The organism is Pseudomonas sp. Pf153, assembly GCF_001269775.1.
In the GTDB taxonomy this organism is placed as follows: domain Bacteria; phylum Pseudomonadota; class Gammaproteobacteria; order Pseudomonadales; family Pseudomonadaceae; genus Aquipseudomonas; species Aquipseudomonas uvaldensis.
The window spans coordinates 233,653-257,805 of sequence record NZ_LHVL01000009.1; the positions used below are offsets into that span (position 1 = coordinate 233,653).

The 24,153-nt window shown below is 61.9% G+C and carries 22 protein-coding genes; 18 read left to right on the forward strand and 4 right to left on the reverse strand.

What is annotated here, in order from left to right; translation table 11 throughout:
- Window positions 1–7: 7 nt before the first annotated feature.
- Genes AD666_RS06095 through AD666_RS06135 form a run of 9 tightly spaced genes read left to right on the forward strand, consistent with a single transcriptional unit; the run spans window position 8 to window position 10,338 of the window.
- The gene (locus tag AD666_RS06095) at window positions 8–1,525 is read left to right on the forward strand and encodes a sigma-54-dependent Fis family transcriptional regulator (RefSeq protein ID WP_053149685.1); all 1,518 of its coding nucleotides are present in this window, start codon (window positions 8–10) and stop codon (window positions 1,523–1,525) included.
- A 49-nt stretch (window positions 1,526–1,574) separates the two neighbouring features.
- Window positions 1,575–1,715: a hypothetical protein gene (locus AD666_RS06100; protein ID WP_053148717.1), complete on the forward strand. Its 141-nt coding sequence runs from the start codon at window positions 1,575–1,577 to the stop codon at window positions 1,713–1,715.
- A 15-nt stretch (window positions 1,716–1,730) separates the two neighbouring features.
- A complete protein-coding gene (gene tagH / locus AD666_RS06105; protein ID WP_053148720.1) occupies window positions 1,731–2,534 on the forward strand; it encodes a type VI secretion system-associated FHA domain protein TagH in 804 nt (267 codons plus the stop codon).
- Window positions 2,535–2,539: 5 nt separating this feature from the next.
- Window positions 2,540–3,043, forward strand: a complete 504-nt coding sequence (gene tssJ, locus AD666_RS06110; RefSeq protein ID WP_053148722.1) for a type VI secretion system lipoprotein TssJ — start codon at window positions 2,540–2,542, stop codon at window positions 3,041–3,043.
- The gene (gene tssK, locus AD666_RS06115; RefSeq protein ID WP_053148725.1) at window positions 3,040–4,368 is read left to right on the forward strand and encodes a type VI secretion system baseplate subunit TssK; all 1,329 of its coding nucleotides are present in this window, start codon (window positions 3,040–3,042) and stop codon (window positions 4,366–4,368) included. Before tssJ ends, tssK begins: the two co-directional genes overlap by 4 nt.
- Before the next feature lie 4 nt (window positions 4,369–4,372).
- A complete protein-coding gene (gene icmH, locus AD666_RS06120) occupies window positions 4,373–5,236 on the forward strand; it encodes a type IVB secretion system protein IcmH/DotU (protein WP_053148728.1) in 864 nt (287 codons plus the stop codon).
- Window positions 5,237–5,249: 13 nt separating this feature from the next.
- On the forward strand, window positions 5,250–8,696 hold the full coding sequence (gene tssM / locus AD666_RS06125; protein ID WP_053148731.1) for a type VI secretion system membrane subunit TssM: 3,447 nt from the start codon (window positions 5,250–5,252) through the stop codon (window positions 8,694–8,696).
- 2 nt (window positions 8,697–8,698) lie between these two features.
- Window positions 8,699–9,418, forward strand: coding sequence for a PP2C family serine/threonine-protein phosphatase (locus tag AD666_RS06130; protein ID WP_053148734.1), 720 nt, complete (start codon window positions 8,699–8,701; stop codon window positions 9,416–9,418).
- Window positions 9,415–10,338 carry a serine/threonine-protein kinase gene (locus tag AD666_RS06135; protein ID WP_053148737.1) on the forward strand — a complete coding sequence of 308 codons (924 nt, stop codon included), beginning with the start codon at window positions 9,415–9,417 and terminating at the stop codon, window positions 10,336–10,338. Before AD666_RS06130 ends, AD666_RS06135 begins: the two co-directional genes overlap by 4 nt.
- A gap of 207 nt (window positions 10,339–10,545) precedes the next feature.
- Here the strand turns inward: AD666_RS06135 and AD666_RS26405 are convergent, their stop codons facing one another.
- A complete protein-coding gene (locus AD666_RS26405) occupies window positions 10,546–10,692 on the reverse strand; it encodes a hypothetical protein (protein ID WP_156315915.1) in 147 nt (48 codons plus the stop codon).
- 450 nt (window positions 10,693–11,142) lie between these two features.
- Between AD666_RS26405 and AD666_RS06140 the strand changes: the two genes are divergently transcribed.
- Together AD666_RS06140 and AD666_RS06145 are read left to right on the forward strand one after the other, a co-directional pair.
- Window positions 11,143–11,508, forward strand: coding sequence for a hypothetical protein (locus AD666_RS06140; RefSeq protein WP_053148740.1), 366 nt, complete (start codon window positions 11,143–11,145; stop codon window positions 11,506–11,508).
- A 145-nt stretch (window positions 11,509–11,653) separates the two neighbouring features.
- The gene (locus tag AD666_RS06145) at window positions 11,654–13,402 is read left to right on the forward strand and encodes a diguanylate cyclase (protein ID WP_053148743.1); all 1,749 of its coding nucleotides are present in this window, start codon (window positions 11,654–11,656) and stop codon (window positions 13,400–13,402) included.
- A gap of 30 nt (window positions 13,403–13,432) precedes the next feature.
- Here the strand turns inward: AD666_RS06145 and AD666_RS06150 are convergent, their stop codons facing one another.
- The gene (locus AD666_RS06150; protein ID WP_053148746.1) at window positions 13,433–14,290 is read right to left on the reverse strand and encodes an SDR family oxidoreductase; all 858 of its coding nucleotides are present in this window, start codon (window positions 14,288–14,290) and stop codon (window positions 13,433–13,435) included.
- Between the two features lie 187 nt (window positions 14,291–14,477).
- Between AD666_RS06150 and exbB the strand changes: the two genes are divergently transcribed.
- The 6 genes from exbB (at window position 14,478) to AD666_RS06180 (ending at window position 21,313) form a co-directional block, all read left to right on the forward strand.
- Window positions 14,478–15,458: a tonB-system energizer ExbB gene (exbB, locus tag AD666_RS06155; RefSeq protein ID WP_053148748.1), complete on the forward strand. Its 981-nt coding sequence runs from the start codon at window positions 14,478–14,480 to the stop codon at window positions 15,456–15,458.
- Between the two features lie 6 nt (window positions 15,459–15,464).
- Complete coding sequence (gene exbD / locus AD666_RS06160) at window positions 15,465–15,893, forward strand: TonB system transport protein ExbD (protein WP_053148751.1); 429 nt, start codon at window positions 15,465–15,467, stop codon at window positions 15,891–15,893.
- A complete protein-coding gene (locus AD666_RS06165; RefSeq protein ID WP_053148753.1) occupies window positions 15,890–16,648 on the forward strand; it encodes an energy transducer TonB in 759 nt (252 codons plus the stop codon). The genes exbD and AD666_RS06165 overlap by 4 nt, the downstream gene beginning before the upstream one ends.
- Before the next feature lie 183 nt (window positions 16,649–16,831).
- A complete protein-coding gene (locus AD666_RS06170) occupies window positions 16,832–17,752 on the forward strand; it encodes a hydrogen peroxide-inducible genes activator (RefSeq protein WP_053148756.1) in 921 nt (306 codons plus the stop codon).
- A gap of 9 nt (window positions 17,753–17,761) precedes the next feature.
- Complete coding sequence (gene recG / locus AD666_RS06175) at window positions 17,762–19,837, forward strand: ATP-dependent DNA helicase RecG (RefSeq protein ID WP_053148759.1); 2,076 nt, start codon at window positions 17,762–17,764, stop codon at window positions 19,835–19,837.
- Window positions 19,838–19,915: 78 nt separating this feature from the next.
- Entirely contained in the window at window positions 19,916–21,313 is a 1,398-nt protein-coding gene (locus AD666_RS06180; protein ID WP_053148762.1) for an aminoacyl-tRNA deacylase and HDOD domain-containing protein, read from the forward strand.
- Window positions 21,314–21,388: 75 nt separating this feature from the next.
- Here the strand turns inward: AD666_RS06180 and AD666_RS06185 are convergent, their stop codons facing one another.
- A complete protein-coding gene (locus AD666_RS06185; RefSeq protein ID WP_053148765.1) occupies window positions 21,389–21,766 on the reverse strand; it encodes a hypothetical protein in 378 nt (125 codons plus the stop codon).
- A 471-nt stretch (window positions 21,767–22,237) separates the two neighbouring features.
- Between AD666_RS06185 and AD666_RS06190 the strand changes: the two genes are divergently transcribed.
- Window positions 22,238–22,621, forward strand: a complete 384-nt coding sequence (locus AD666_RS06190) for a DUF6124 family protein (protein ID WP_053148768.1) — start codon at window positions 22,238–22,240, stop codon at window positions 22,619–22,621.
- Window positions 22,622–23,134: 513 nt separating this feature from the next.
- Here AD666_RS06190 and tagQ read toward each other — a convergent pair.
- Window positions 23,135–24,076 (reverse strand): type VI secretion system-associated lipoprotein TagQ, encoded by a 942-nt coding sequence (gene tagQ, locus AD666_RS06195; protein ID WP_053148770.1) that lies wholly within the window; start codon window positions 24,074–24,076, stop codon window positions 23,135–23,137.
- Between the last annotated feature and the right edge of the window lie 77 nt (window positions 24,077–24,153).

The following is a 24,153-nucleotide window of genomic DNA, read 5'->3' on the forward strand; positions in this document are numbered from 1 at the left end:
GGCCGCGATATTCGAGCAGATTTCTCAACCGTTGGCCTACGCCGAAGCCCTGTTGGCACAATTTGCAAGGCTCTCACGGGTGACAGATGCAGCGGCGTTGCTGGGGGAGTTTGTCAAGGGAGTGACGCAGCTCAGCGGTTGCGAGCTGGCGCAGTTGTACCTGCTCGATGCAACCCACACCCACTTGGAAATGCATACCGAATGCCTGGAAGGCCAATTGCTGTTCCGTGACCGGACCCGGTTGCCTTCCGATTACAACGGCGAACACCTGCTGCAATTCGCGCTGGGCCAGAATCGGGTGGTGCACCTCGACATGCTGAGTACAAGCCTGCACGAAACGGCCTTTCTGCCCACTCGGGCCACACCGTGGCAGTCGCTGCTCTGCGTGCCGCTCGCCAATGTGCAGGGTACGGTGGAAGGCCTGTTGCTCTGCGCCAGTGGCAGGCACATCGAGCTGCATGGATTGGCAACCTCTCTGGGTCAACTCGCAACCTTTGCGCTCAATCAAGTGCACTTGCTGCACCGCCCGCGCCATTCGGCCGACACAGCCCGCTGCGTCACCAGACACCTGCCCAGCCCCAACGGCTACGGCCTGATTGGCAAAAGCGCAGCGATGCGCCAGACCTGCGCCTTGATCAGCAAGGTGCTGCACAGCCCTTACACCGTCCTGCTGTGCGGCGAGACGGGCACGGGAAAGGAAGTGGTAGCACGGGCCATTCATGACAGCGGACCGCGGCGAACCAGGGCATTTATCGTGCAGAACTGCGCGGCGGTCCCTGAGAATCTGCTTGAAAGCGAGCTGTTCGGTTATCGCAAGGGCGCGTTCACCGGAGCCGACCGGGCTCGCCCCGGGCTGTTCGATGCAGCGGATGGCGGCACGCTGCTGCTCGATGAAATCGGCGACATGCCGTTGTCCCTTCAGGCCAAACTGCTGCGGGTTTTGCAGGAAGGTGAAATCCGTCCACTGGGGTCCAACGACACCCACAAGATCGACGTGCGCATCATTGCCGCCACTCACCGTGACCTGAAGCAGCTGGTGGAACACGGCAAGTTCCGCGAAGACCTGTATTACCGCCTCGCACAGTTTCCGATCCAACTTCCGGCGCTTCGTCAACGCGAAGGAGACATCACCGAATTGGCGCGGCATTTTGCCGACAAGGCTTGCCGCTTCTTGCAACGTGACCCCGTGCATTGGTCCGATGCCGCCCTCGACCATCTGGCCGCCTACGGTTTCCCCGGCAATGTCCGCGAACTCAAAGGCGTCGTGGAACGGGCGGTGTTGTTGTGCGAGGACGGCGAGCTGCTGGTCGAGCATTTTGCGTTGCACATCGAGCCCCTGCCCGATCGCAACCGCCTCAACCTGCGCGAACGTCTGGAGCAGATCGAACGTAGCCTGCTGATCGATTGCCTGCGCAAGAACGCTGGTAACCAGACACTTGCCGCCCGTGAACTCGGCCTACCACGTCGCACCCTGCTCTATCGTCTCGGGCGCCTGAAGATTCGTCCGAGGGACTTCGATGACTGATCCCTTGCCCCCCTCAGCGCCCCACTTTTCAACCCCTGGAGACCTTCTGATGCCTGGCTTTTCCTGGCAAATCGTGCTGCTGACCTTCGTCGTGTCATTCGGCCTCTGCGGCTGCGGCGGCAACTACAAAATCAACGACAACGATTACCGGCCTCTGGGCGATCCCCAGGCGATCAATCGCGGTAAATGACTGCAAGGAGTATCGATGGAACTGGTTCTTGAAGTACTGAACGCCAGGCAATTCATTGCAGCACCGCTGTGTCGCAAGCGATTCGGACCGGCGGGCGGCGTGCTGGGGCGGGGCGAGGGGTGTGACTGGGTCATCCCCGACCGCCAGCGCCTGCTTTCGAAGCGCCACGCGCAGATCAGCACACGCGAAAATGCATTCTTCCTGACCGACACCAGCGGCAACGGCGTGTGCCATCGCGACAGCGGGGCGCGCCTGCCCAAAGGCGAGCCAGTGCGTATCCAGGACGGAGATGTCTATCTCATGGGCGATTTCGAGATCCTGGCGCGACTGGTATCCGGCCGTTCGAACACCATTGAAGCGGGCCGGCCATTGTCGACAGGCACCTTGATTCCCGACGATGCCTTTTTGCATCTCGACCCACTGAAGATGCTGGACCAGGAGGCCCGTGGATATGCACACACAGACGATCTGATAAATACCACAGCCATGCCGGCAGGGAACTGTGAATGGTCAGATTCTGCATCTATCGACAGGGAAAACCTGTTGTTGCCCGAACTGGTGGAAGCCCCAGACGAGTCGATGCCAGGACCTTTACCACCAGACGCTGCGTTCGATCATCCAGCCGATGAGTTCTGGGAGCGCTTCGGCATCGCGTTGGGCATGGACCTTGGAAACCTGGACAACAAAGCCCGCGAGACCCTGGCAATCGACGCGGCGCGATTAATCGGGAAAAGCCTGCGGCTGGGCCACGACTTTACAGAGGCCTACGACGAGCAGGTTCGCTCGATTTCCGTCCGGCACTCCGACCACCATGGATGACTCTCATGTTTCACTGCACCCAGTTTTTCCCCAAAACCCTGATGGCGCTTGCTTCACCGCTCATACTGGCCAGTTGTGCCGCGCTGTCTCCCTTCTCAACGATGACCAAGCTCGACCTGACACTGACGGCCAGCGACCAACTCAACCCAGACCTCAATGGGCGCCCATCGCCTGTGGTGTTGCGGATGTTTGAGCTCAAACATCCGGTAGCTTTCGAGAATGCCGACTTCTTCAGTCTCTATGAACGCCCCAGGGAAACCCTGTCGCCAGACCTGATCGCCAGCGAAGAACTGGAACTTCGCCCAGGTGAAACCGTTGTACTCAAGCTCGATATCGCGGGGGGCGGTCGTTACGTCGGCCTACTCGCCGCCTACCGCGATCTGCCCCATGCCCAATGGCGCTACACACTACCAGTCGCCCCGGCGCACATCACTGAAGCCAGTCTTATTCTCGACCAGGACGGGATCACCCCTGCCATCGAACGGTTGGCTGGGGTAAATGCCCGATGAGTCACGACAAGGTCATCTGGCAGGAGGGCATGCTGCTGCGGCCTCAGCATTTGCAGCACAACGATCGATACATCGATCATCAGTTGAAATTCCGGACCCGCTTCCTGGCATGTTACGCCTGGGGATTCCTGGCGCTGGACATCGATGCCCAATTTCTCAATATGGGCCAGGTAGTGGTCAGCCGGGCCTCGGGCGTCCTGCCGGATGGCAGCCTTTTCGAGTTGAACAGCACCGCCAACCCCCTGGCCCTGGCAGTCCCCTCCAATACCCGCAACGCCTCTATCTATCTCGCACTGCCGTTGTTGACCGGGAACCACATCGAGTCCCGTCGCCCGGAGCAATCCGACGTGCTGGCACGGTATACCACCTACGAAACACAGGTGGTGGACTCCAACGCCGTCCATGCTTCCAGCAGCCAGATCAGCTGTGGTCGTCCGGACCTGCGCCTGTTGCTGGGCGAGCAGCAGAGCGACCAGGCATTCGTGAAACTCAAGCTCTGCGAAGTGCTCGACGCCACTTCCGACGGTGTAATCCGACTGGATCCCGACTTTGTTCCGACCTTCATCCAGGCCGGCTCATCCAGCTACTTGCTGTCGTGCCTCAAGGAAGTCATCGGCATGCTGGCGCACCGGGGCAACAGCCTTGCCGAGCGGATTCGCGCCCATGGCAGCGCCGGCGGGACGCAAGTCGGCGACTTCATGATGCTGCAATTGATCAACCGCACCGAGCTGGTGTTGCGCCATGATCTGGACCTGGAACAACTGCATCCCGAAAGGCTATATCGCACGCTGCTGGCCCTGCTGGGCGAGCTGGCGACATTCGCCAGTGAGAAACGACCGGCGTTCAGTCACCCCTACCGCCACAACGACCAGGGTGGCTGTTTTCGCAACCTGATGCAGGCAATCCGTCAAATGCTCTCGATGGTACTCGAGCAACACGCTATCGAACTGCCGTTGCAGGCGCGCCAATACGGAATCAGGGTCTCGCCGATTACCGATCCGTCACTGATGGACTCGGCTTCGTTCGTACTGGCAGCCAGTGCCCAGTGCGACGGAGAAGTACTGCGCCAACGCTTGCCGTCACAACTCAAGGTCGCTCCGGTGGAACAGATCCGCCAGTGGGTGAATCTGCACTTGCCGGGTATCAGGATCAGACCCTTGCCCGTGGCACCACGGCAGATCGCATTTCATGCCAACAAAGCCTATTTCATCCTCGAACTCACTCCCGAAGACCTGGCCCGACTCAAGCGCTCCGCAGGTTTCGCATTCCATGTTTCCGGAGACTTCACCGAGCTTGAGCTGAACTTCTGGGCCATCAGGAACTGACGAAATGAATAAGGAATATCCCCAGGACGAAACCACCGTCCTGCTCGACCATCACGGACAACGCCCCGCTTCGCAGCCCCTGACCGACGCGACCATGCCGCCGCGGATTGAGCAGTTGCAAGCGCGCATGGTCTACGCCGCGCATCTGCCACCAACGCAGGCGCCCAGCGTGAGCATCAATCCATTGGTAGCGGCAGCCTCAGGGTTGCTATCGCAAATGGTGCGTCTCAAGCAGAGCCGTGATCGTCAGGACTTGCAAACCCTCAAGCGAGAACTGACCTGGGATCTGGAGCAATTCGAAGCCCGTGCTTCGCACCAGGGTGTGGAGAACAGTCAACTGATCGCTGCACGCTACGTCCTTTGCACAGTCCTTGATGAAGCAGTGGTCACCACGTCATGGGGGCACGGGAGCGGCTGGTCGCAAATGAGCCTGCTCAGCACCTTCCACAACGAAACCTTCGGCGGCGAGAAGGTATTCCAGCTCATCGATCGCTTGTCGAAAGATCCCGTCAAGCACTTGCCGATGCTCGAATTGCTTTACCTGTGCCTGTCCCTCGGTTTCGAAGGCAAATACCGGATCCAGGTACGCGGGGTACTGGAACTCGAAGACATCCGCAACACCCTCTACAGACAGATCCGGCAGGTCCGCGGTGAAGTGCCTCGCGAGCTCTCGCCTCACTGGGAAGGCCTCGAAGGTGAACGTCGCCCCCCGATACGCATTGTTCCGGCCTGGACGGTGGCGATCATTACGTTGGTCTGCCTGGCCGTGATGTATTCGAGCTTTGCCTGGGTGCTGGGTGAGCACCGCGAAAGTGTACTGCAACGTTATCAACCGCTGGAGTCGGCCACCGCTCAGCCGCTGCCTTGAACAGGGATGTGTCATGAAACTGCTTTTCACGAGAATCGGCGCCTGGGTGCGCCAGACCTGGGTCTGGACGCTGTTGCTGGTCATGGGCACGACGCTGCTGGTGTGGTTCGTCGGGCCACTGCTGGCGATCGATGACTACAAATTCTGGGCGAGCCCGACAGCACGCTTGCTGAGCGTGTGCGCATTGTTGCTGGGTTGGGGATTGGGGATCGTCTTCGTCAACAGTCGTGCCGCCGCGAGAGGCCCAGACCAGGAAGCCGGCATCGCCCCGCAGCAGCTTCTGCGTCAAACCCGCATGGATGATGAGCGACGCCAATTGCATGCGCACTTCAAGGAGGCGATAAAGACGGCAAGCCTGCACTCGGGCCAAAGCGGGCGTCGGAGCAACGATCTGCCTTGGTACTTGCTGATCGGACCACCCCACAGCGGCAAGACCAGTCTGCTGGCCTGCTCGGGCTTCGAACGTATTATCGACCGGTCTGGAAACGATACGTCGGGGCCCCGCCATTGCAACTGGTATGTTTCCGATCAGGCGGTACTGGTCGATACCGCTGGCCGTTACCTGACACAAACGGATGCCGAGGTCGACGGCCGTGCCTGGGACGTGCTCCTCGACCGGCTGCGCAAACATCGTCGTCAGCGCCCGCTGAGCGGCGTGCTGGTGACGGTGCCGGTCGAGATCCTGCGGTACGCAAGTGAGGATGAGATCGTCACCCTGGCCTGCCAGATTCGCGGTCGATTGCAGGAGACGCAACGGCGACTGCATAGCGAAGTACCGACATACCTGGTGCTGAGCAAGACGGACAGCGTGCCGGGTTTCAACGAGTTCTTCGACTCGCTGACGCGCGAGGAAAGTGATCAGGTGCTGGGGGCAAGTTTCGGCCGGAATCAGCGCCGTACCGACGCGTCCGTGCTGCGAGACGAACTTGAAGCGCTGCTCCACCGGCTCAATGGCCAAGTGATCCTGCGCATGCACCTGGAACGGGACCTGCGGCGTCGCAGCCGCGTTCTGGATTTTCCTCACCAACTCGGCCTGATCAGCACCAACCTGTGCCTGTTAATGGAGAAGACCTTCACCGGTCACACGGGTCTGCTACGAGGGTTCTACCTGACCAGTGCCCAGCCGAACCCGGCCACGGGCTCAAGCGCCGGAGGCAATGCCACCCTCCACGGCATCGAGTCGGATGCATGCTCGCGGTTTATCCAACCCTTGCTCAATCGGGTGATTTTCCCGGAAGCCAATCTGGCTGGCCCCAATCAGCGCGAGCGCAGCCACGTCCAATGGAGCCAGCGCGCTTTGTACCTTGGGGCCCTGGCAGCGCTGGGTCTGTTCGGGCTGGCATGGGCCAGCGGTTTCGCAGCCAATCAAGAACGTCTGGATCTGCTGCGTACGCTGTCGCAACGCTGGGATCAGCAGCACGTGCTCCTGACGCCGGAGGATGATCTGGCCGCCGTCCTCGCATCCCTCGATACCCGTTTCGAAGCCAGCCAGGTTTTCCCTGCCCAGGAAGAGGTACCGCTGCATGAACGCGTCGGCCTGTACCAAGGCGAAAAGAGTCGCCCGGTCGTCGTCGATGCCTATCGAAAAGCCTTGCAGGAGCAATTGCTGCCCCGGGTCGCTCAGATGCTGGAAGGACACATCCGCGGCAATTTGAATAACCGTGAGCACTTGCTCAACGGGCTTCGGGCCTACTTGATGCTGAACCTGCACGAGCGGCGCGATGCACCGTGGCTCAAGGATCGGCTGGCCCGCGATTGGTCCGTGCGCTACGCCGCAGACACGGCACTGCAGGACGGCCTGAATGCGCATCTCGAACGTCTGCTGGCGTTGCCATTCACCCACGGGCTCGACGAACCACTGGTGGCTCAGGCACGGGAGGCCCTGCGCAGCGAGTCGCTGGCCGTCGTGGTTTATCGAATGCTGAGCGAGCAGGCCCGTCATTTGCCGCCATATCGGCTCAGCCAGTACCTGGGCCCGCAGGGCTCGCGACTGCTTGGCACCGATCAGGTGATTCCCGGCTTCTACACGCGTCAGGGTTACGAACAGTACTTTTCGGTCCAGGGCACGGCATTGGTGACTGAGCTGCTGCGCGACAACTGGGTGTTGGGTGAAGGCACCAGCCTCAGCGGCAGGGACTTGCGTCGTCTGATGATCGAACTGGAGCGGCTGTACTTCAGCGACTACGCCGACCATTGGAGCGAAGCAGTCGGGCAAGTCTCCCCGCAACCGCTCAGTGACACCCGCGAAGGGGCCGACCAACTGGCGGGATTGACTTCGGCCCACTCGCCGATCCTGCACATGCTGGTACAGGTTCGCGAGAACACACGGATACAGACCGTTGCCGAACGCATCAACGGCGTGACGCCAGCCGTCGCCAATCTGGGAACAGCAGCCCAATTGGCCGCCGTTACTCGAACAATAACTGGCTCCGACAGCTTGCCAGACACCCCGCTGAAATCCCTGCAGCGGCGTTTTGAGCACCTGCATCGACTGCTCGAAGACGACGGTAGCCCTTCCGCAGACCTGGCCCAGACCTTTCGAACCCTCGACGAGGTGCAATCGCAACTGGCAAACCTGGCCCGGGCCAGCACGCCGGAGCAGGCCGCGTTCGAACTGGCGAGGAGCCGCATGGCCGGCAAGCGCGATGCGTTGGGCAACCTGCATGATGCGTCCACCCGCCTACCGCGTCCGATCGGCACGTGGTTCAGCGGGCTGGCCGAAGACAGCTGGCGCCTGGTGCTCAACGATGCATACCGCTTTTTGAACCAGCGCTACCAGAGCGAGCTGTACAGTTTCTACGGCAAGGCGATCAACAAGCGGTATCCGTTCAACGCTCATAGCACCAGTGATGTGGCGCTTAACGATTTCAGGGAGTTCTTCAAGGACCAGGGCATCGTCGATCGATTCGTTGAGCGTTACCTCCAGCCGTTCGTCAGCGGCACGCCGGGACATTATCGGCTTCGCGGCATCGACGGCCAGAGCTTGCCGATGTCGAGGGCATTTCTGGATCAGATCGCAACCGCGCACACCATCCGCCAGAGCTTTTTCGCTGAAAACCCGGCCGAACCGCAGGTGCATTTCAAGCTCGAGCCATACACCCTCGACCCGGTGGTGAGCCGTTCCGAATTCCGTTTCGGTGACAACGTGCTCGAGTACCGTCATGGCCCCATCCTGCCCGTGGCGTTTACCTGGCCGAGCGATGGGCATAACGGTCGAGCCTCCCTGCTGTTGGACAGATTGGTTGAACGCGGAGTGGGTATCGAGAAAAACACCGGGCCGTGGTCGCTGTTCCGTCTGTTCGACCTGATGCAGACCGAGTACCTGACTGGACGCGACGTGCGGGTACTCAAGGCGGAGCTGGGTGGCCTGCGGGCGAACTACCTGTTGACGAGCCAGCGCACGCCGAACCCGTTCGACATGAGCGTACTGCGCACCTTCCGCCTGCCGGTGCAGCTTTGAAGATGGGAGCCTGGTGCAGCGCCGCCCGTACCGACCCTGGCAAACATCGACGCCGCAATGAGGACGCCTTTCTCGACGGACCATGCCGGGGGTTGTGGGCCGTCGCCGATGGGATGGGCGGACACTGGGGCGGCGATATCGCCAGCCAGTTGATCGTGGCAAACCTGGCGGCGCTGCCACCGTACCCGGACCTGAACGAGCGCTCAAAAGCCGTTCGCCAGTGCCTGCGCTGGACCAACCGACGGCTCAGCCAGGAACTGACCCTCACCAAGGGGCGGCCTCCCGGCATCATCGGCAGCACCGTGGTGGCGCTGCTCCTGCAAGGCAACCGTGCCGCCTGCATCTGGGCAGGCGACAGCCGCTGCTACCTCTGGCGAGGACGGCAGTTGTACCAGCTGTCCAAGGACCATTCGCTGCAACAGCAGCTGATCGACGAAAAACGCATCAGCCACGACGAGGCCGGCGCCCATCCTGCCGCCAAGGCGTTGACTCGCGCGGTGGGCGCGGCGCCAGAGCTGACGCTTGGGGTGCTGGAGCTGGACGTTCGGCCCGGTGACACGTTTTTGTTGTGCAGCGACGGCTTGTATCAAGGGTTGGGCAGTGCAACCCTGGGACATGCCTTGAACCTGGCCTCACCACGCCTCGCGCTGGAGCGTCTTTTCGAGCATGCTCTGCGCGGTGCAGCGGTGGATAACCTGACCGCCGTGGTCGTTCGGCAATGAGCCCGCCCCACAGCTACCTCACCTTTGCCAGCGCTTCGGCGGTGGCAACACCACGCCAACGCGACCTCATGGAAATGCCGGACATACTCTCGGGACGCTATCGCCTGGAAGGCCTGCTCGGCGCGGGCGGCATGGGCGTCGTCTACCGTGCGAGGGATCTGTTGCACGAACAGTACAGCGATCCCGATCCGTACATCGCGCTGAAAATGCACAACGAAGCACTGGATGAATCCCCCGACGCCAGCGCCCTGCTCTACAACGAATTCGCTCTGACCCGGCGCTTGCATCATCCCAACGTACTGCGTCCGTACACCTTCGAAGTGGATACAGCCCAAGGGCGAGCGTTCATCACCATGGACCTGATGCGCGGCCTGACCCTGGACAAGCTGCTCTGCGAGCGCCCCCTCGGCTTGCCCTGGCGCGAACTGAAAACGATCGCCGTGCCGCTGCTCGACGCCCTGGCGTACGCCCACAGCCAGCACACCCTGCATGGCGACGTGAAGCCAAGCAACGTGATGCTGAGCGAAGCAGGGTTGCGTTTGTTCGACTTCGGCCTTGGCCTGGCCACGGAGGGCCCACTGAAGGACCTGCCCCACCTCAACCGCAACCACTTCAACGCCTGGACCCCGGGCTACACCGCCCCCGAACTGCTTGAAGGTGCGCCCCTTTCCGCGGGTGCCGATGTCTATGCCGCAGCCTGTGTACTGTATGAACTGGCGAGCGGTCAGCATCCGTTTCGGCGCTTGCCTTCCGAGGCGGTACACGGGGCCCGGTTGGAGCGCTCACTCAAGGCCCCAGGCAACCTGCCCAGCCGTTGCTGGTCAGCGCTAAGAACGGCGCTGGCGGGTGACCCGGAACGGCGAGGTATTGGGGCGGTTCAGTTGCGTGATGCCTTGAGTGATGTTTCGTTTTGGTGGTGAGGGGAGCAGAAGCAAAGCTACTCTGGGGAACAATTGTGGGAACAGACTAGGCATTTCGTCGGTTAAAAGCCTTGCAATTACGATCCTTTGTGCCTGATCTAATTCAGCGCCTCTCGTCTACTGATCCTCAATCCAATCAGCTGTCAGCGATCACGGCCTTATGAACGTTAGCAGGCAATCGCTTACGCTTGGAAAAGGGGACAGATTCTAGAAAATAAATCTGTCCCCTTTTTCCGGTGCCAGATAGAAATCCAGGGCGCGCTTGGCGGCGTCGTCGAGCTTCTTGGCGTTGATGCCGTCGGCGTAAGGGGAAGACGGATCGGCTTTCGGCGGGTTCGGAGTTATTTTGAACATTTGTATTTCCTCTAGTAGGCCGCAACCGTCTCGCTACTAAACGAAATGGAGGCAGCTGTGCGCAAGTTAGTAGACCGGTGAAATACATAAAGCCCGGCGCGCCCGAGGACGCCATGCGCACAACCACCATCGAGTACAGGCGAATGCCTGACTGAAGAGACTTGTGCAACCGTCATGTATTTCCCGGGCTACTAAACCCGACCACTGATAAGCAGTGGCAGGAAGACAATAGAATCCAGGGACAAGGCGCACAAGCCGGCGGATTCTGGCGTAGTTGTAGGCAAAGGCGCAAGGAGACGTGGCTGTGTGGAGGCGTGCCGGTAAGGATATGGCGAACCCCGAATCACCTCGTTTGCCCTGCATCACGACAGCACTTTGTTTTATGTTTGTCGGATGACGTCGCCCGCTTGGCAGCGGCGCGCCCCGACACCTCCCTCAGGAAGAGAAAACATGCTGTTCAAAACCGACGACGAACTGATCGCCGAGCGCTACTTCCGCTCCTCCCAGGACATTGGCGCCTTGTTTGGCATCAGCGCTGGCTTTACCTGCCTGCAATTCCCCGATCCGCGACCCTTCGCGATGATCGTCACCGCGCTGTTTTTTCTCTGGGGTTATCTGTCGGGGGATAGCTACCGGCGGGTCGCGAAAGCCTATTTGAAACAGTATCCAGGGCCCTTGGGCGGCATCCGGTTCGCGTTTACAAAGCTGCCCCTCGTGGTGCTCTGCCTGGGGTTTCTCTCGCTGATCATGATGGGCGCCGTGACCGCCGAACGTATTTCAGCGTGGGGACGGTTCTTGCCGCCGTCGCCTTTCTGAGCAATGACGCCTGGTTGAAACCCTTGAGAGCATTTCTACCCCGGGCTTTGGCCCACACGGACTAGGCTTGGGATGAACTCCAACGAAACCTCCTGTTCCGTATCTTCAAAGCGCAGGTCGTTTACCTCCATGTGCAGAGGCATTGATGGGATACCGTAAGCCCAGCTTGAAAATCGCAGCCGCCGCGGCGGTGATCATCATGAGCTTCAATGCCGCCGTTGCGCCGCTGTGCCTGTCCTGGGTGGGGCAGACCCAACGTGACCGTCAGTTGGTCGAGGACCAACTGACTTCCCTTCGTGGCTTGCTCGAACTGGTGGTGGATGCTGAAACCGGGCAGCGCGGCTACATCATCACCGGCGATGACCGTTTTCTGCAGCCTTACTACGCCACCATGACCAATCTGCCCGAAGGACTGCGCACGCTCGAAGCGCTGTACGCCACCGATCCGGCGCAAGAACAACAAGCCGTCCAGGGCATACGGGCCCTGGTGGACGAGAAGATGGCGAACCTGGCCGAGACCATCAAGCTGCGCCGTGACAAAGGCTACGACGCGGCCATGCAAGTGGTGATGCAGGGCGTCGGCAAGGGGCTGACGGACCGCATCAGGGAAAGCATCGCCACCCAGGTCAAAGGCGAAATGGATGAAGTCCTGCAGCTCGATCAGCAACTGGTGCAAAAAGCCCTGTTGGCCGTTGCCTTTTCCCTGTCGAGCACTTTGCTCACGCTGGTGCTGCTGGCCTGGCTTTTCCTGAGGATGCGTGAAGCTATACGCCAGACCGAAAACTCGGCTTTGGAGGCGTCCCAGGAGTCGAGTCGTGTCGAGGCGGGCATGGTATTGCTGCGAAAACGCAACAGGGAAATCTCGCTACTCGGAGAAATGTCCCAACTGCTGCAGACCGAAATGACCCTGGCCGAAGGCCTGAAAGTCACTGCGGAATATTGCAATCATCTGCTGGCGGGAACCGCAGGCTCCGTTTATCTGTACGGCCATGCAGCCGATCTGTTCGAGCTGGCCGGTGAATGGGGGGATGGACAACCCGCCTCCCCGACCATCATCCCCCACGAATGCTGGGGCCTGCGGCGTGGCAATGCCCACCATGGTGTGCTCGGCCAGCCACTGATTTCCTGCGAGCATTACTCGCCGCTGGACCCAGCCTCCGAGCGCAACCAGTCCAACCTCTGCCTTCCGCTCATCGCCTACGGCGAAGTGATGGGGATGTTCTACATTCGCAAGCTTGCCGAGGCCGGTAGCCAGGAAGCTTTCAGCGAGACGGAAATGGAGATCGCCAAGTCGATTTCCGAGCAGGTCGCGCTGGCCTTGTCCAACGTCAAGCTGCGCAATGCGCTGCATGACAAGTCGATCCGCGACCCACTGACCGGGCTGTTCAACCGCCGTTATATGGAGGAAACCCTCAACCGGGAGATGGCCCGGGCACAACGCATGGAGTCGCCGTTGAGTGTGGTCATGCTGGACCTCGATCACTTCAAGCAGATCAACGACATGCATGGCCACGCTGTCGGCGATGCCGTGCTGCGTTCGGTGGCGAATCTGCTGAAACAGTCGCTACGGGCTTCGGACGTGGCCTGTCGGTATGGCGGCGAGGAGCTCATGCTCATCCTTCCCAACTGCACCAGCGAGCACGCCGTGCAGAAGGCACAACAGCTGTGCGATTCGGTGCGTGCGTTGATCATCACCGAGGCCGGCAAGGCCATCTCGGTCACGGCCTCGTTTGGCGTGGCCTCGACGGGCATCGGTCATTTCGATGCGGCGGAGCTGGTTGGGATGGCAGACAAGGCGCTTTACCAGGCCAAGGAGACGGGGCGCGACCGGGTTGTTTTGCAAGCCTGCCGCCCCGAGGCGGCTGCAAGCCCGGTGCACTCGCAGGTGCCCTGAGCACAGCCGCACCCACCGCAGGCTGACGGATCAGCAGCGCCCTTCCAGAATCGCCGCATACCCCTCGCGAAAGCTCGGATAACACGGCGACCAGCCCAGGGCCTTGGCCCGGGCGTTGCTGCAACGCTTGCTGCCGGCGCGACGGACGCTGGCGTTTTCGGCCCATTGGGTGACGCCCATGTACTCGCGCAGCCAGGCCACCACGTCGGCCAGGGCGGCGGGAGCATCATCGACGCCGATGTAGCAGTCGTCCAGGGACTTGCCCTGTCGATCGGCCTTGAGCAGGTGCGCCAGCAGGCCGGCGGCGTCGTCGGCGTGGATGCGGTTGGCGTACAGGGGCGGGTCTTCCACGACGCTGTAGCCTTGGCGCACTTGGCTGAGCAGCCATTCGCGACCGGGGCCGTAGATGCCGGTCAGGCGCACACGGCTGGCCGGGATGCCGCTGTCGAGGGCCACTTGTTCGGCTTCGAGCATCAGCCGGCCGGAGTAGCCGCCGGCCACGGTGGGCGAGGTTTCGTCGACCCACTCCCCCGCCTTTTGCCCATAGACGCTGCTGCTGGAGACAAACAGCAACCGCTTGGGTTGCTGGCCGTGCTGCTTCAGCCAGCCCAACACATGTTGTAACCCTTCTACATAAGCCGCGCGGTAACCCGCTTCGTCGTGTTCGGTGGCGGCGGCGCTGTACACCAGATAATCCAGCGGCCCGGTGGGCCAATCAGCCGGGCGTTGCTCGCTGAACAGATCACCCGCGACCCCCACGACACCGGCCGGCAGGCTAGAAACCGTACGGCGCAAGCCATACACCTGCCATTGCTCGGCCACCAACTGACTGGCCAGACGGCCGCCGATATCACCGCAACCGGCGATCAAAACAGAAGGCGCGGACATCGAAAACTCCTCGGGTAAAGCTGCAGACTAGCCCTCGTTGGGGACGAGCGGCTAGCAATGCTGGAAAAAAAGATACTCTATTACTTCTGTTAACAAGAATTACTTGCAATAATGCTCGCCAATTTTGTTCTCGGCCCACGAGGCCTGGAAGAACATCAACCGTCTTTTTCTCTCAGGTCCGGCCAGCATGAAACACTCTCTATCCTCCGCTTCGCCAACCAACCGACCTCGCGCCTGGAGCGCCGTGGCAGCGCTGTTGTTCAGCCTGCTATTGGCACCTGCCGTCGCGTTCGCCGATGCACAGACGCCTGTCACCACCCCGGCCACCGCGCCAGCGGCCACCCAGTCGCCTGCCGAGGCGACTGCTCCGGTTGCAACGCCGGTCGCCGCCGACCCGGCTCAGGCTGTCGAAGCCACTGCCGCCGACGCTCCGCAGGTGCTCGAGGCAGACAACACGTTGGGCATGGCGCACGACCTGTCCCCGTGGGGCATGTACCAGAACGCCGATGTCATCGTGAAGGCCGTGATGATCGGCCTGGCCATCGCCTCGATCATCACCTGGACCATCTGGATCGCCAAGGGCTTCGAGCTGCTGGGGGCCAAACGTCGCCTGCGCGGTGAGATCGCCGCTCTGAAAAAAGCCGCCACCCTCAAGGAAGCCAGCGCCTCCGCGGCGAAGGAAGGCACCCTCGCCAACCTGCTGGTGCACGACGCGCTCGAAGAGATGCGTCTGTCGGCCAACAGCCGGGAGAAGGAAGGCATCAAGGAACGCGTGAGCTTCCGCCTCGAGCGCCTGGTGGCGGCCTGCGGTCGCAACATGAGCAGCGGCACCGGCGTACTCGCCACCATCGGTTCTACCGCGCCGTTCGTGGGCCTGTTCGGCACCGTGTGGGGCATCATGAACAGCTTCATCGGGATCGCCAAGACCCAGACCACCAACCTCGCCGTCGTCGCCCCCGGTATCGCCGAAGCCTTGCTGGCGACCGCGCTGGGCCTGGTCGCCGCGATCCCGGCGGTGGTCATCTACAACGTATTCGCCCGCTCCATTGCCGGCTACAAGGCCCAGGTGTCCGACGCCTCGGCCGAAGTCCTGCTGCTGGTCAGCCGCGACCTCGACCACCTGCCGTCCGAGCGTGGCTCGCAACCGCACATGGTGAAAGTGGGGTAATCGGCCATGGGCCTGCATTTGAAAGAAGGCGCAGACGACGATCTGGCCGAGAACCACGAGATCAACGTCACGCCGTTCATCGACGTGATGCTGGTGCTGTTGATCATCTTCATGGTGGCCGCCCCGCTCGCCACCGTGGACATCAAGGTTGACCTCCCGGCGTCGACGGCCAAGCCTTCGCCCCGGCCGGAGAAACCGATGTTCCTGAGCGTCAAGGCCGACCAGCGCCTGTTTCTGGGCGAAGAAGAGGTCAAGGCCGAAAGCCTCGGCGCTGCCCTCGACGCCAAGACCCAGGGCAAGAAGGACACGACGATCTTCTTCCAGGCCGATAAGGGCGTGGACTATGGCGACCTGATGAGCGTGATGGACGCTCTGCGCAGTGCCGGCTACCTGAAGGTCGGTCTGGTCGGACTCGAGACGGCGCCGAAGAAATGATCACGACGCGCCAAAAGCTGACGCGTTACAGCGGTAGCCTGGCCGTGGTGCTGGGCGTGCATGCGCTCGCCATTGCGCTGGCGCTGAACTGGACGACACGGCCGCCCATCGAACTGCCACCGCAGGCGATGATGGTCGAACTGGCACCGGTTCCCGCCCCACCGCCGCCGGCGCCGCCTAAAGTCGTCACACCGCCGAAACCACCGGAGCCGGTCGAAGAGCTGCCGTTGCCCAAGCTCGCCGAAGCGCCAAAGCCGGAAATTGCCATACCCAAGCCGGTCAAGCCCAAGCCCAAGCCTCAACCGCCCAAGCCCAAGCCGGTGGAAGAGAAGAAGCCGGAGCCGCCAAAGGAACAACCTTCGGAGCAAAAGCCGAGCGACAGCCAGCCGACCCAGGCCCCGACGGAAAAATCCGCGCAACCGGCTCCTGGTCCATCGCCTGCGCAGTTGGCCGCCAAGGCCAGTTGGCAAGGCACACTGCTGGCGCACCTGGGCAAGTACAAGAATTACCCGGCTAGCGCCCGAGCGCGGGGTAAGGAAGGCTTGAACCGCCTGCGGTTCGTGGTGGATGCCGAGGGCAATGTGTTGTCGTTCGAGCTGGTGGGCAAGTCCGGCAATGCCGATCTGGATCGGGCCACGCTGGAGATGATCCGCAAGGCCCAACCGCTGCCCAAGCCACCGGCCGACATGCTGACCAACGGCTCCATCGAAATTGTTGCGCCGTTTGTGTATTCCATCGATAAGCGCAGGCGCTGATATTGCAAGCCCCTGTAACCGGGGCTTGTGACTTTGTGGCGAGGGGCTTTATCCCCTCGCCACAAATTGTTTCTTTCGCCACCGTCCCATATTGCCCGGTGTCCTAGCGCCCCCGCAGTCTGATAACGTGCGTCTATCGATTGCAGCCGGTATGCTTGGCTCGCAACTTCACGGACGCTCGCCATGACCCTCACAGAATTACGCTACATCGTCACCCTCGCCCAAGAGCAGCACTTCGGCCACGCGGCCGAGCGCTGCCATGTCAGCCAGCCGACGCTGTCGGTGGGCGTGAAAAAGCTCGAAGACGAACTCGGTGTGCTGATTTTCGAGCGCAGCAAGAGCGCCGTGCGCCTGACCCCGGTGGGCGAAGGCATCGTGGCCCAGGCGCAGAAGGTGCTGGAGCAGGCCCAGGGCATCCGCGAACTGGCCCAGGCGGGCAAGAACCAGCTGACCGCCCCGCTCAAGGTCGGTGCGATCTACACCGTCGGCCCATACCTGTTCCCCCACCTGATTCCGCAACTGCACCGGGTCGCCCCGCAGATGCCGTTGTACATCGAAGAAAACTTTACCCACGTGCTGCGCGACAAGCTGCGCAACGGCGAGTTGGACGCGATCATCATCGCCCTGCCCTTCAACGAAGCCGATGTGCTGACGCTGCCGCTCTACGACGAGCCGTTCTACGTATTGATGCCGGCCCAGCACCCCTGGACCCAGAAAAAAACCATCGACGCCGGCCTGCTCAACGACAAAAGCCTGTTACTGCTGGGCGAAGGCCACTGCTTCCGCGACCAGGTGCTCGAAGCCTGCCCCACCCTGACCAAGGGCGGTGAAGGCGCCAAGCACACCACGGTGGAATCCAGTTCCCTGGAAACCATTCGCCATATGGTCGCCTCGGGCCTGGGCATTTCGATCCTGCCGTTGTCGGCGGTGGACAGCCATCACTATGCCCCCGGCGTGATCGAAGTCCGCCCGATGTCGGCCCCCGTGCCGTTCCGCACCGTCGCCATTGCCTGGCGCGCCAGCTTCCCGCGACCCAAGGCCATCGAGATCCTCGCTGACTCGATCCGCCTGTGCTCCGTGGCCAAGCCGCCCGCCGCCAAGTAAGCCGCTGCCATGACGGAGCTGTCCAAGGTACCGGTCACGACGCTCAAGGGCGTGGGCGAGGCCATGGCCGAGAAACTGGCCAGGGTCGGCCTGGAAAACCTTCAGGACGTGCTGTTCCACCTGCCCCTGCGCTATCAGGACCGCACCCGCGTGGTGCCCATCGGCCATTTGCGACCGGGGCAGGACGCGGTGATCGAGGGTACCGTCAGCGGCGCCGATGTGGTCATGGGCCGCCGCCGCAGCCTGGTAGTGCGCCTGCAGGACGGCACGGGTGGGCTCAGCCTGCGCTTCTATCATTTCAGCAATGCCCAGAAGGAAGGCCTCAAGCGCGGCACCCGTGTGCGCTGCTATGGCGAAGCGCGGCCCGGTGCGTCGGGGTTGGAGATCTATCACCCGGAGTACCGCGCCATCACAGGTGACGAACCGCCGCCGGTGGACGAAACCCTGACCCCGGTCTACCCCCTGACCGAAGGCCTGACCCAACAGCGCCTGCGCCAGCTCTGCCAACAAGCCCTGACCCTGCTGGGCCCCAGCAGCCTGCCTGACTGGCTGCCCACCGAACTGGCACGGGACTACCAATTGGCCCCGCTGGCCGACGCGATCCGCTACCTGCACCATCCGCCCGCCGATGCCGATGTCGAGGAGCTGGCCCTGGGTCATCACTGGGCCCAGCACCGGCTGGCCTTCGAAGAACTGCTGACCCATCAACTGTCCCAGCAACGCTTGCGCGAAAGCCTGCGCTCGCTGCGTGCCCCGGCCATGCCCAAGGCCCGGGACCTGCCCGCCCGTTACCTGGCGAACCTGGGCTTTACACCAACGGGCGCCCAGCAACGGGTCGGCAATGAAATCGCCTACGACCTGAGCCAGCCCGAGCCGATGCTGCGGCTGATTCAGGGTGACGTGGGGGCCGGCAAGACCGTGGTCGCCGCCCTCGCCGCGCTTCAGGCCCTGGAGGCGGGTTATCAGGTGGCGTTGATGGCCCCGACCGAGATTCTGGCCGAACAGCATTTCATCACCTTCCAGCGCTGGCTCGAACCGCTGGGCATCGAGGTCGCCTGGCTGGCCGGCAAGCTCAAGGGCAAGAACCGCACTGCCGCCCTGACGCAGATCGCCGAGGGCGCGCCGATGGTGGTGGGCACCCATGCGCTGTTTCAGGATGAAGTGCAGTTCAAGAACCTGGCGCTGGTGATCATCGACGAACAACACCGCTTCGGCGTGCAACAGCGCCTGGCCCTGCGGCAAAAAGGCGTGGGTGGGCGGATGTGTCCGCACCAGTTGATCATGACCGCCACGCCGATCCCGCGGACCCTGGCCATGAGCGCCTACGCCGACCTCGACACCTCGATCCTCGACGAACTGCCCCCCGGCCGTACGCCGGTCAATACCGTGCTGGTCACCGACACCCGCCGGATGGAAGTGATCGAACGGGTGCGCAGCGCCTGCGCCGAGGGGCGACAGGCCTATTGGGTGTGCACGCTGATCGAAGAATCGGAAGAATTGACCTGCCAGGCGGCGCAAACCACCTATGAAGACCTCAGCGCTGCCCTCGGTGAGTTGAAGGTCGGGTTGATCCACGGCCGCATGAAACCCGCCGAGAAAGCCGCCGTCATGGCCGAATTCAAGGCCGGCGCCCTGCAGTTGCTGGTCGCCACCACGGTCATCGAAGTGGGGGTGGACGTGCCGAACGCCAGCCTGATGATCATCGAAAACCCCGAGCGCCTGGGCCTGGCGCAGTTGCACCAACTACGCGGCCGGGTCGGTCGGGGCAGCGCGGCCAGCCATTGCGTGCTGTTGTATCACCCGCCACTGTCGCAGATCGGTCGCCAGCGCCTGGGCATCATGCGCGAAACCAACGACGGCTTCGTCATCGCCGAAAAAGACCTCGAGTTGCGCGGCCCCGGCGAAATGCTCGGCACGCGCCAGACCGGTCTGCTTCAATTCAAGGTAGCCGACCTGATGCGCGACGCTGATCTGCTGCCTGCGGTACGCGACGCCGCCCAGGCTCTGCTGGAACGCTGGCCGGACCACGTCAGCCCGTTACTGGATCGCTGGCTGCGGCATGGGCAGCAATACGGCCAAGTGTGAGCACTCTCTCAGTTTCAGGGCCCACCCGCCCGGCAAGCTGGTTATACTGCTCAACTTGTAGGAAAACGGATACAGACCATGACTGAAGCTGCCCTCGCCCCCGAAATCCCGCACGCTCCGTCTGTTATTCGGCAGTTGCTCGAGAAATCAGGCATCGCCTTTGACGAAGTGCTCGACCGACCGGGCCTGAACCCTGCCCGCAAGGTGCAGGCCGTTCTGGTACATGATGCCGTCGGTGCGCTCATGGTGCTGTTTCCGCAAAACCAGCTACTGGACCTCAACCGCCTGGCCGAACTCACCGGCCGCAAGCTCACGGCGGTGTCGACCGAGAAGTTGGAACGCATGCTTGGCAAACACAGCCTGACCATGCTGCCAGGCCTGCCCGCACTCACCAGCTCCCCATGCCTATATGAAGAAAGCCTGTTGCGCGAGCCCAAGCTGCTGATCAACTCGGGCGAATCAGGGGTGCTGCTGGAAGTCACCAGCGAAGCCTTCAAGGCCATGCTCACCAAGGCCAGCGCCGCCACCTTCGGCGAAGCCCTGAGCAACATCACCCCGAACCTGGACCGCCCGCACGACGACCGCGCGGAAATCACCCAGGCGGTGCAAGCCTTCACGGCGCGGCGCATCCAGCAACGGCTGGAAGAAACCATCGAGATTCCGCCGCTGGCCGAAACTGCTCAAAAAATCATCAAACTGCGGGTCGATCCGGACGCCACCATCGATGACATCACTGGCGTCGTCGAAACCGATCCGGCCCTGGCCGCGCAAGTAGTGAGCTGGGCCGCCTCGCCCTACTACGCCTCGCCGGGCAAGATCCGTTCGGTGGAGGACGCCATCGTCCGCGTGTTGGGCTTCGACCTGGTGATCAACCTGGCGCTGGGCCTGGCCCTGGGCAAGACCCTGAGCCTGCCCAAAGACCATCCGCAACACACCACGCCGTACTGGCAGCAATCGATCTACACCGCTGCCGTCATCGAAGGCCTGACTCGCGCCATGCCCCGTGCCCAGCGCCCGGAAGGCGGCCTGACGTACCTGTCCGGCCTGCTGCACAACTTCGGCTACCTGCTGCTGGCCCACGTCTTCCCGCCGCACTTCTCGCTGATGTGCCGGCATCTGGAAGTCAACCCGCACCTGTGCCACAGCTACGTGGAACAACACCTGCTGGGCATCAGCCGCGAGCAGATCGGCTCATGGCTGATGCGCTATTGGGACATGCCCGATGAGTTGGCCACCGCGCTGCGCTTCCAGCACGACCCGCACTACGACGGCGAATACGCCGCCTACCCGAACCTGGTATGCCTGGCCGTGCGCCTGCTGCGTGCCCGGGGCATCGGCTCCGGTCCCGACGAAGAAATCCCGGATACGTTGCTCGAACGCGTGGGGCTGACGCGGGAGAAAGCCAACGATGTGGTGCACAAGGTACTGGAAGCCGAGGTGCTGCTACGGGAATTGGCTTCGCAGTTCCATGGCTGAATAGACTCATCAGGCCATTGCAGGTGGGTGAAGCTCCTGTGGCGAGGGGATTTATCCCCTCGCCCAGAGTAAGCGCTAGGCTTTTGGTTTTTTGGGCTTCAGATATTTGGTCAACCCCTGAAACCAGATCACCAGCCCCGGGTTGCCCTTGATCTGAATCGACTTGTCCTGGATGCCGTTCATAAACGCCAGCTGTTTGTTCTTGGCCTGCATCGTGGCGAAGCCGTAGGCAGCGTCCTTGAAGGCGATGGCGAAGGCCGGGGTCGGGTGGGTGCCGGACTGGCTGGTGATGCGCTGGTCTTTCACGATGAAATGCCGGGCGATTTTTGCGTCCAGGGTTTGCAGTTGGAACACCAGATCCTTGTCGCCCAATTGCTGCTGGAACGCCGGGTTGGTCCGGCTGGCCTTGCCCATCAACAACCCCAGCATCCACAACAGGAAACGAAATTTCATCGGCACAGCCTCGTAAGAAAGATGATTGGCCGGGGCAGTTTAGCGATTCTTTGGCGGAACGCCATCATCTGAACGCTTTAGCGGAAGATGAGCAGTATTTCCTGCATGATGACTGCCAAGTCACGTTTTCCCAGCATGACCGTTTCCCTTCAGCTCCCTCGGAGATTTCCTTCAAAACGCCGGGCTGTCCATGAACTAGGCAGGGCTTCCGAGCGCCGCTAACCTCTGTTCGTCATCGCAAAAAACGGTGACACGGACGTGCAAGTCCGGGTAAAAGAACGCCCCAACAATGTCACCAGCCATTCAACGAGCATTCGTGCCTGTGTTTTATGGCGGCTGTGTGCGGGAGACTCTAGCGGTCTGCCGAGGTTTGGGCGATTTACTCGGTCTTGCACACTCGCACACAGCTGCCACCCTTCATCGCGTGCAAGCGAGCCAGGGCGGCCTTAGATTGAAGTGGAAGCCCAAGCCATGTTCAAAGTAACGCCTAATCCACCGCCAAGCGGTCACAAATCCCGCGTCGAAGCTCTCGAAGAAAAGAAACTCGAAGAAGCCGCCACCCGCGCCCTCGACTACTACTTAAAACCCCGACCTTCCCCACCTCCCGAGCCCGACAAGAATCAGCTGTTCATCGTCGCCCCTCATGTCGACACCGAAACCCTGCTGGCCAACGCTTCCGAAGACCTGCAATCGATCAGCACCATCGCCGCCGACCTGGCCGACGACGTCGACGACTCCCGCCGCAGCATAGCCCTGGCGATCAGCCGCATGGCCGATGGGGTTCAGTTGTTGGTAGAGCGGGCGCTGGATCGTCTGGAAGGGCAGGAGGCAGCGGTGCTGAGAGGCAAGGGATAAGTCAGCCAGCCTTGATGCAAGCCGGGCCGCCGCCATCGCGAGCAGGCTCGCTCCCACAGTGGATTGGTGTACACCCGAAAGAGACAAGGCTTTGGCTCTGGCTTTGGCTTTGGCTTTGGCTTTGGCTTTTGATCTTGGACGCCCCATTAACCACAAGGGCCGAACGCAGGCATTGTGGAGTGGGCATCCCGGCATGGATGCCGGGATAGCCGCGCTGGGCCATGGATGGCCCTTCGCGGCGGGCCCACGGAGCAATGCCGGAGTGAGGGAACACCTCGCCGTGGCGAGGTGCCCAGTGGTGGGGCCAGCGTTCTTTGCTTACTTTCTTTGGCGTTTGAAAGAAAGTAAGTCGCCGTCAGGGCGAAACCCTAAGCAGCCGTTACCGCAGCAACGGATATGTACTCGACCCCAAAAAACCGGCCAACCGCAAGGCCGCCTTCGCGAGCAAGCCCGCTCCCACAGATTTTTCATGCGGTGATCACACCAGCAAAGGCATGATCACCCACCCATCAATCAAACATTCGGGCAAGGCACCGGTGCCCAGTCGCCCAGGTCCGGGTTTTTGCACATGCTGTTGACCTGGCTGGTGCCGGCGCTGGCGACTTGTTTGCTTTCATCCTGCTTGGCCTTGGCGGTCTGCAGGGTTTTCTCGGTGGTCACCGCTTCTTTCGGCACGGTTGGCAGCACTGGCGGCTTTTTCGCAGGCTTGACGGGTTTCTTGGTCTTGGAGGTGGTGGTCGCCACGACCGGGGTGGTCTCGGCGGTCGCCACGGTCACCACGTCGGTGCGCTGCACGCCCACTTGCTGCAGGTCTTTTTCATAGGCCTGGGTGTAGTTGTTCAGGTCTTCCGAAGCCTTGCCGTTGACCGCGACGATCAGGTCGTTGGACTCTTTCAGGCCGGCGACGATTTCTGCCAGGCGCTTGCGACCTTCGGTGTCGTTGACGGTCTTGGCCTTGCGGTCGGCAACCAGTTTGGTGAACGCGCTCTGGTAGCACTGCTGCGAAGCCTTGGCGTACGCGGTGCTGCGGTCGATGTCGGTAACGCTTTTGTTGACGTCGGCGGCATAGGACGCGATGCGCTGGTTGTCATCGGCGATCTGCTTCTGGCGCTCGGTGTAGTAACCGGCGGCGCCGCCCGCCAGGGCACCGCCCGCCGCGCCGATGGCGGCGTTGCGGCCACGGTCTTCCTTGTCGGCGGTCAGGGCGCCCAGCAGCGCGCCACCGACGGCACCGACAGCGGCACCGGTGATGACCGACTTGGTCATGTTCCCCTCGGTGGCCCGCAGGTGCTGCACCGGCTCGTAGCAGTTGGGGTAGTACTCGACCTTGGTGCTCGATGCGACCTTGGACGTCGGCGACGTAGCGCAGCCGGTCAGGACGGTGCTGAAGCCGACCGCGACCATCAGCAAATGACGCTTGGAAACCGAAGCAAAAGGTTTACGGGAGAAAAGCATAGTTGTGTTCTCTTTTAAGTTTTGACCAGCTCAGCACGGCCCGACGCCGCCTGAGTTCCCTCCAAGCTTGCTGGCAA

What these genes read in the sequence shown, in the direction of transcription:
- AD666_RS06145 (WP_053148743.1), top strand. Translation starts at nt 11,654, where the DNA reads ATGGGATACCGTAAGCCCAGCTTGAAAATCGCAGCCGCCGCGGCGGTG.
- exbD (WP_053148751.1), top strand. Translation starts at nt 15,465, where the DNA reads ATGGGCCTGCATTTGAAAGAAGGCGCAGACGACGATCTGGCCGAGAAC.
- AD666_RS26405 (WP_156315915.1), bottom strand. Translation starts at nt 10,692, where the DNA reads ATGTTCAAAATAACTCCGAACCCGCCGAAAGCCGATCCGTCTTCCCCT.
- tssM (WP_053148731.1), top strand. Translation starts at nt 5,250, where the DNA reads ATGAAACTGCTTTTCACGAGAATCGGCGCCTGGGTGCGCCAGACCTGG.
- AD666_RS06130 (WP_053148734.1), top strand. Translation starts at nt 8,699, where the DNA reads ATGGGAGCCTGGTGCAGCGCCGCCCGTACCGACCCTGGCAAACATCGA.
- AD666_RS06190 (WP_053148768.1), top strand. Translation starts at nt 22,238, where the DNA reads ATGTTCAAAGTAACGCCTAATCCACCGCCAAGCGGTCACAAATCCCGC.
- recG (WP_053148759.1), top strand. Translation starts at nt 17,762, where the DNA reads ATGACGGAGCTGTCCAAGGTACCGGTCACGACGCTCAAGGGCGTGGGC.
- tagQ (WP_053148770.1), bottom strand. Translation starts at nt 24,076, where the DNA reads ATGCTTTTCTCCCGTAAACCTTTTGCTTCGGTTTCCAAGCGTCATTTG.
- AD666_RS06100 (WP_053148717.1), top strand. Translation starts at nt 1,575, where the DNA reads ATGCCTGGCTTTTCCTGGCAAATCGTGCTGCTGACCTTCGTCGTGTCA.
- exbB (WP_053148748.1), top strand. Translation starts at nt 14,478, where the DNA reads ATGAAACACTCTCTATCCTCCGCTTCGCCAACCAACCGACCTCGCGCC.
- AD666_RS06135 (WP_053148737.1), top strand. Translation starts at nt 9,415, where the DNA reads ATGAGCCCGCCCCACAGCTACCTCACCTTTGCCAGCGCTTCGGCGGTG.
- AD666_RS06185 (WP_053148765.1), bottom strand. Translation starts at nt 21,766, where the DNA reads ATGAAATTTCGTTTCCTGTTGTGGATGCTGGGGTTGTTGATGGGCAAG.
- AD666_RS06165 (WP_053148753.1), top strand. Translation starts at nt 15,890, where the DNA reads ATGATCACGACGCGCCAAAAGCTGACGCGTTACAGCGGTAGCCTGGCC.
- tagH (WP_053148720.1), top strand. Translation starts at nt 1,731, where the DNA reads ATGGAACTGGTTCTTGAAGTACTGAACGCCAGGCAATTCATTGCAGCA.
- AD666_RS06150 (WP_053148746.1), bottom strand. Translation starts at nt 14,290, where the DNA reads ATGTCCGCGCCTTCTGTTTTGATCGCCGGTTGCGGTGATATCGGCGGC.
- tssJ (WP_053148722.1), top strand. Translation starts at nt 2,540, where the DNA reads ATGTTTCACTGCACCCAGTTTTTCCCCAAAACCCTGATGGCGCTTGCT.
- AD666_RS06180 (WP_053148762.1), top strand. Translation starts at nt 19,916, where the DNA reads ATGACTGAAGCTGCCCTCGCCCCCGAAATCCCGCACGCTCCGTCTGTT.
- AD666_RS06140 (WP_053148740.1), top strand. Translation starts at nt 11,143, where the DNA reads ATGCTGTTCAAAACCGACGACGAACTGATCGCCGAGCGCTACTTCCGC.
- icmH (WP_053148728.1), top strand. Translation starts at nt 4,373, where the DNA reads ATGAATAAGGAATATCCCCAGGACGAAACCACCGTCCTGCTCGACCAT.
- AD666_RS06170 (WP_053148756.1), top strand. Translation starts at nt 16,832, where the DNA reads ATGACCCTCACAGAATTACGCTACATCGTCACCCTCGCCCAAGAGCAG.
- tssK (WP_053148725.1), top strand. Translation starts at nt 3,040, where the DNA reads ATGAGTCACGACAAGGTCATCTGGCAGGAGGGCATGCTGCTGCGGCCT.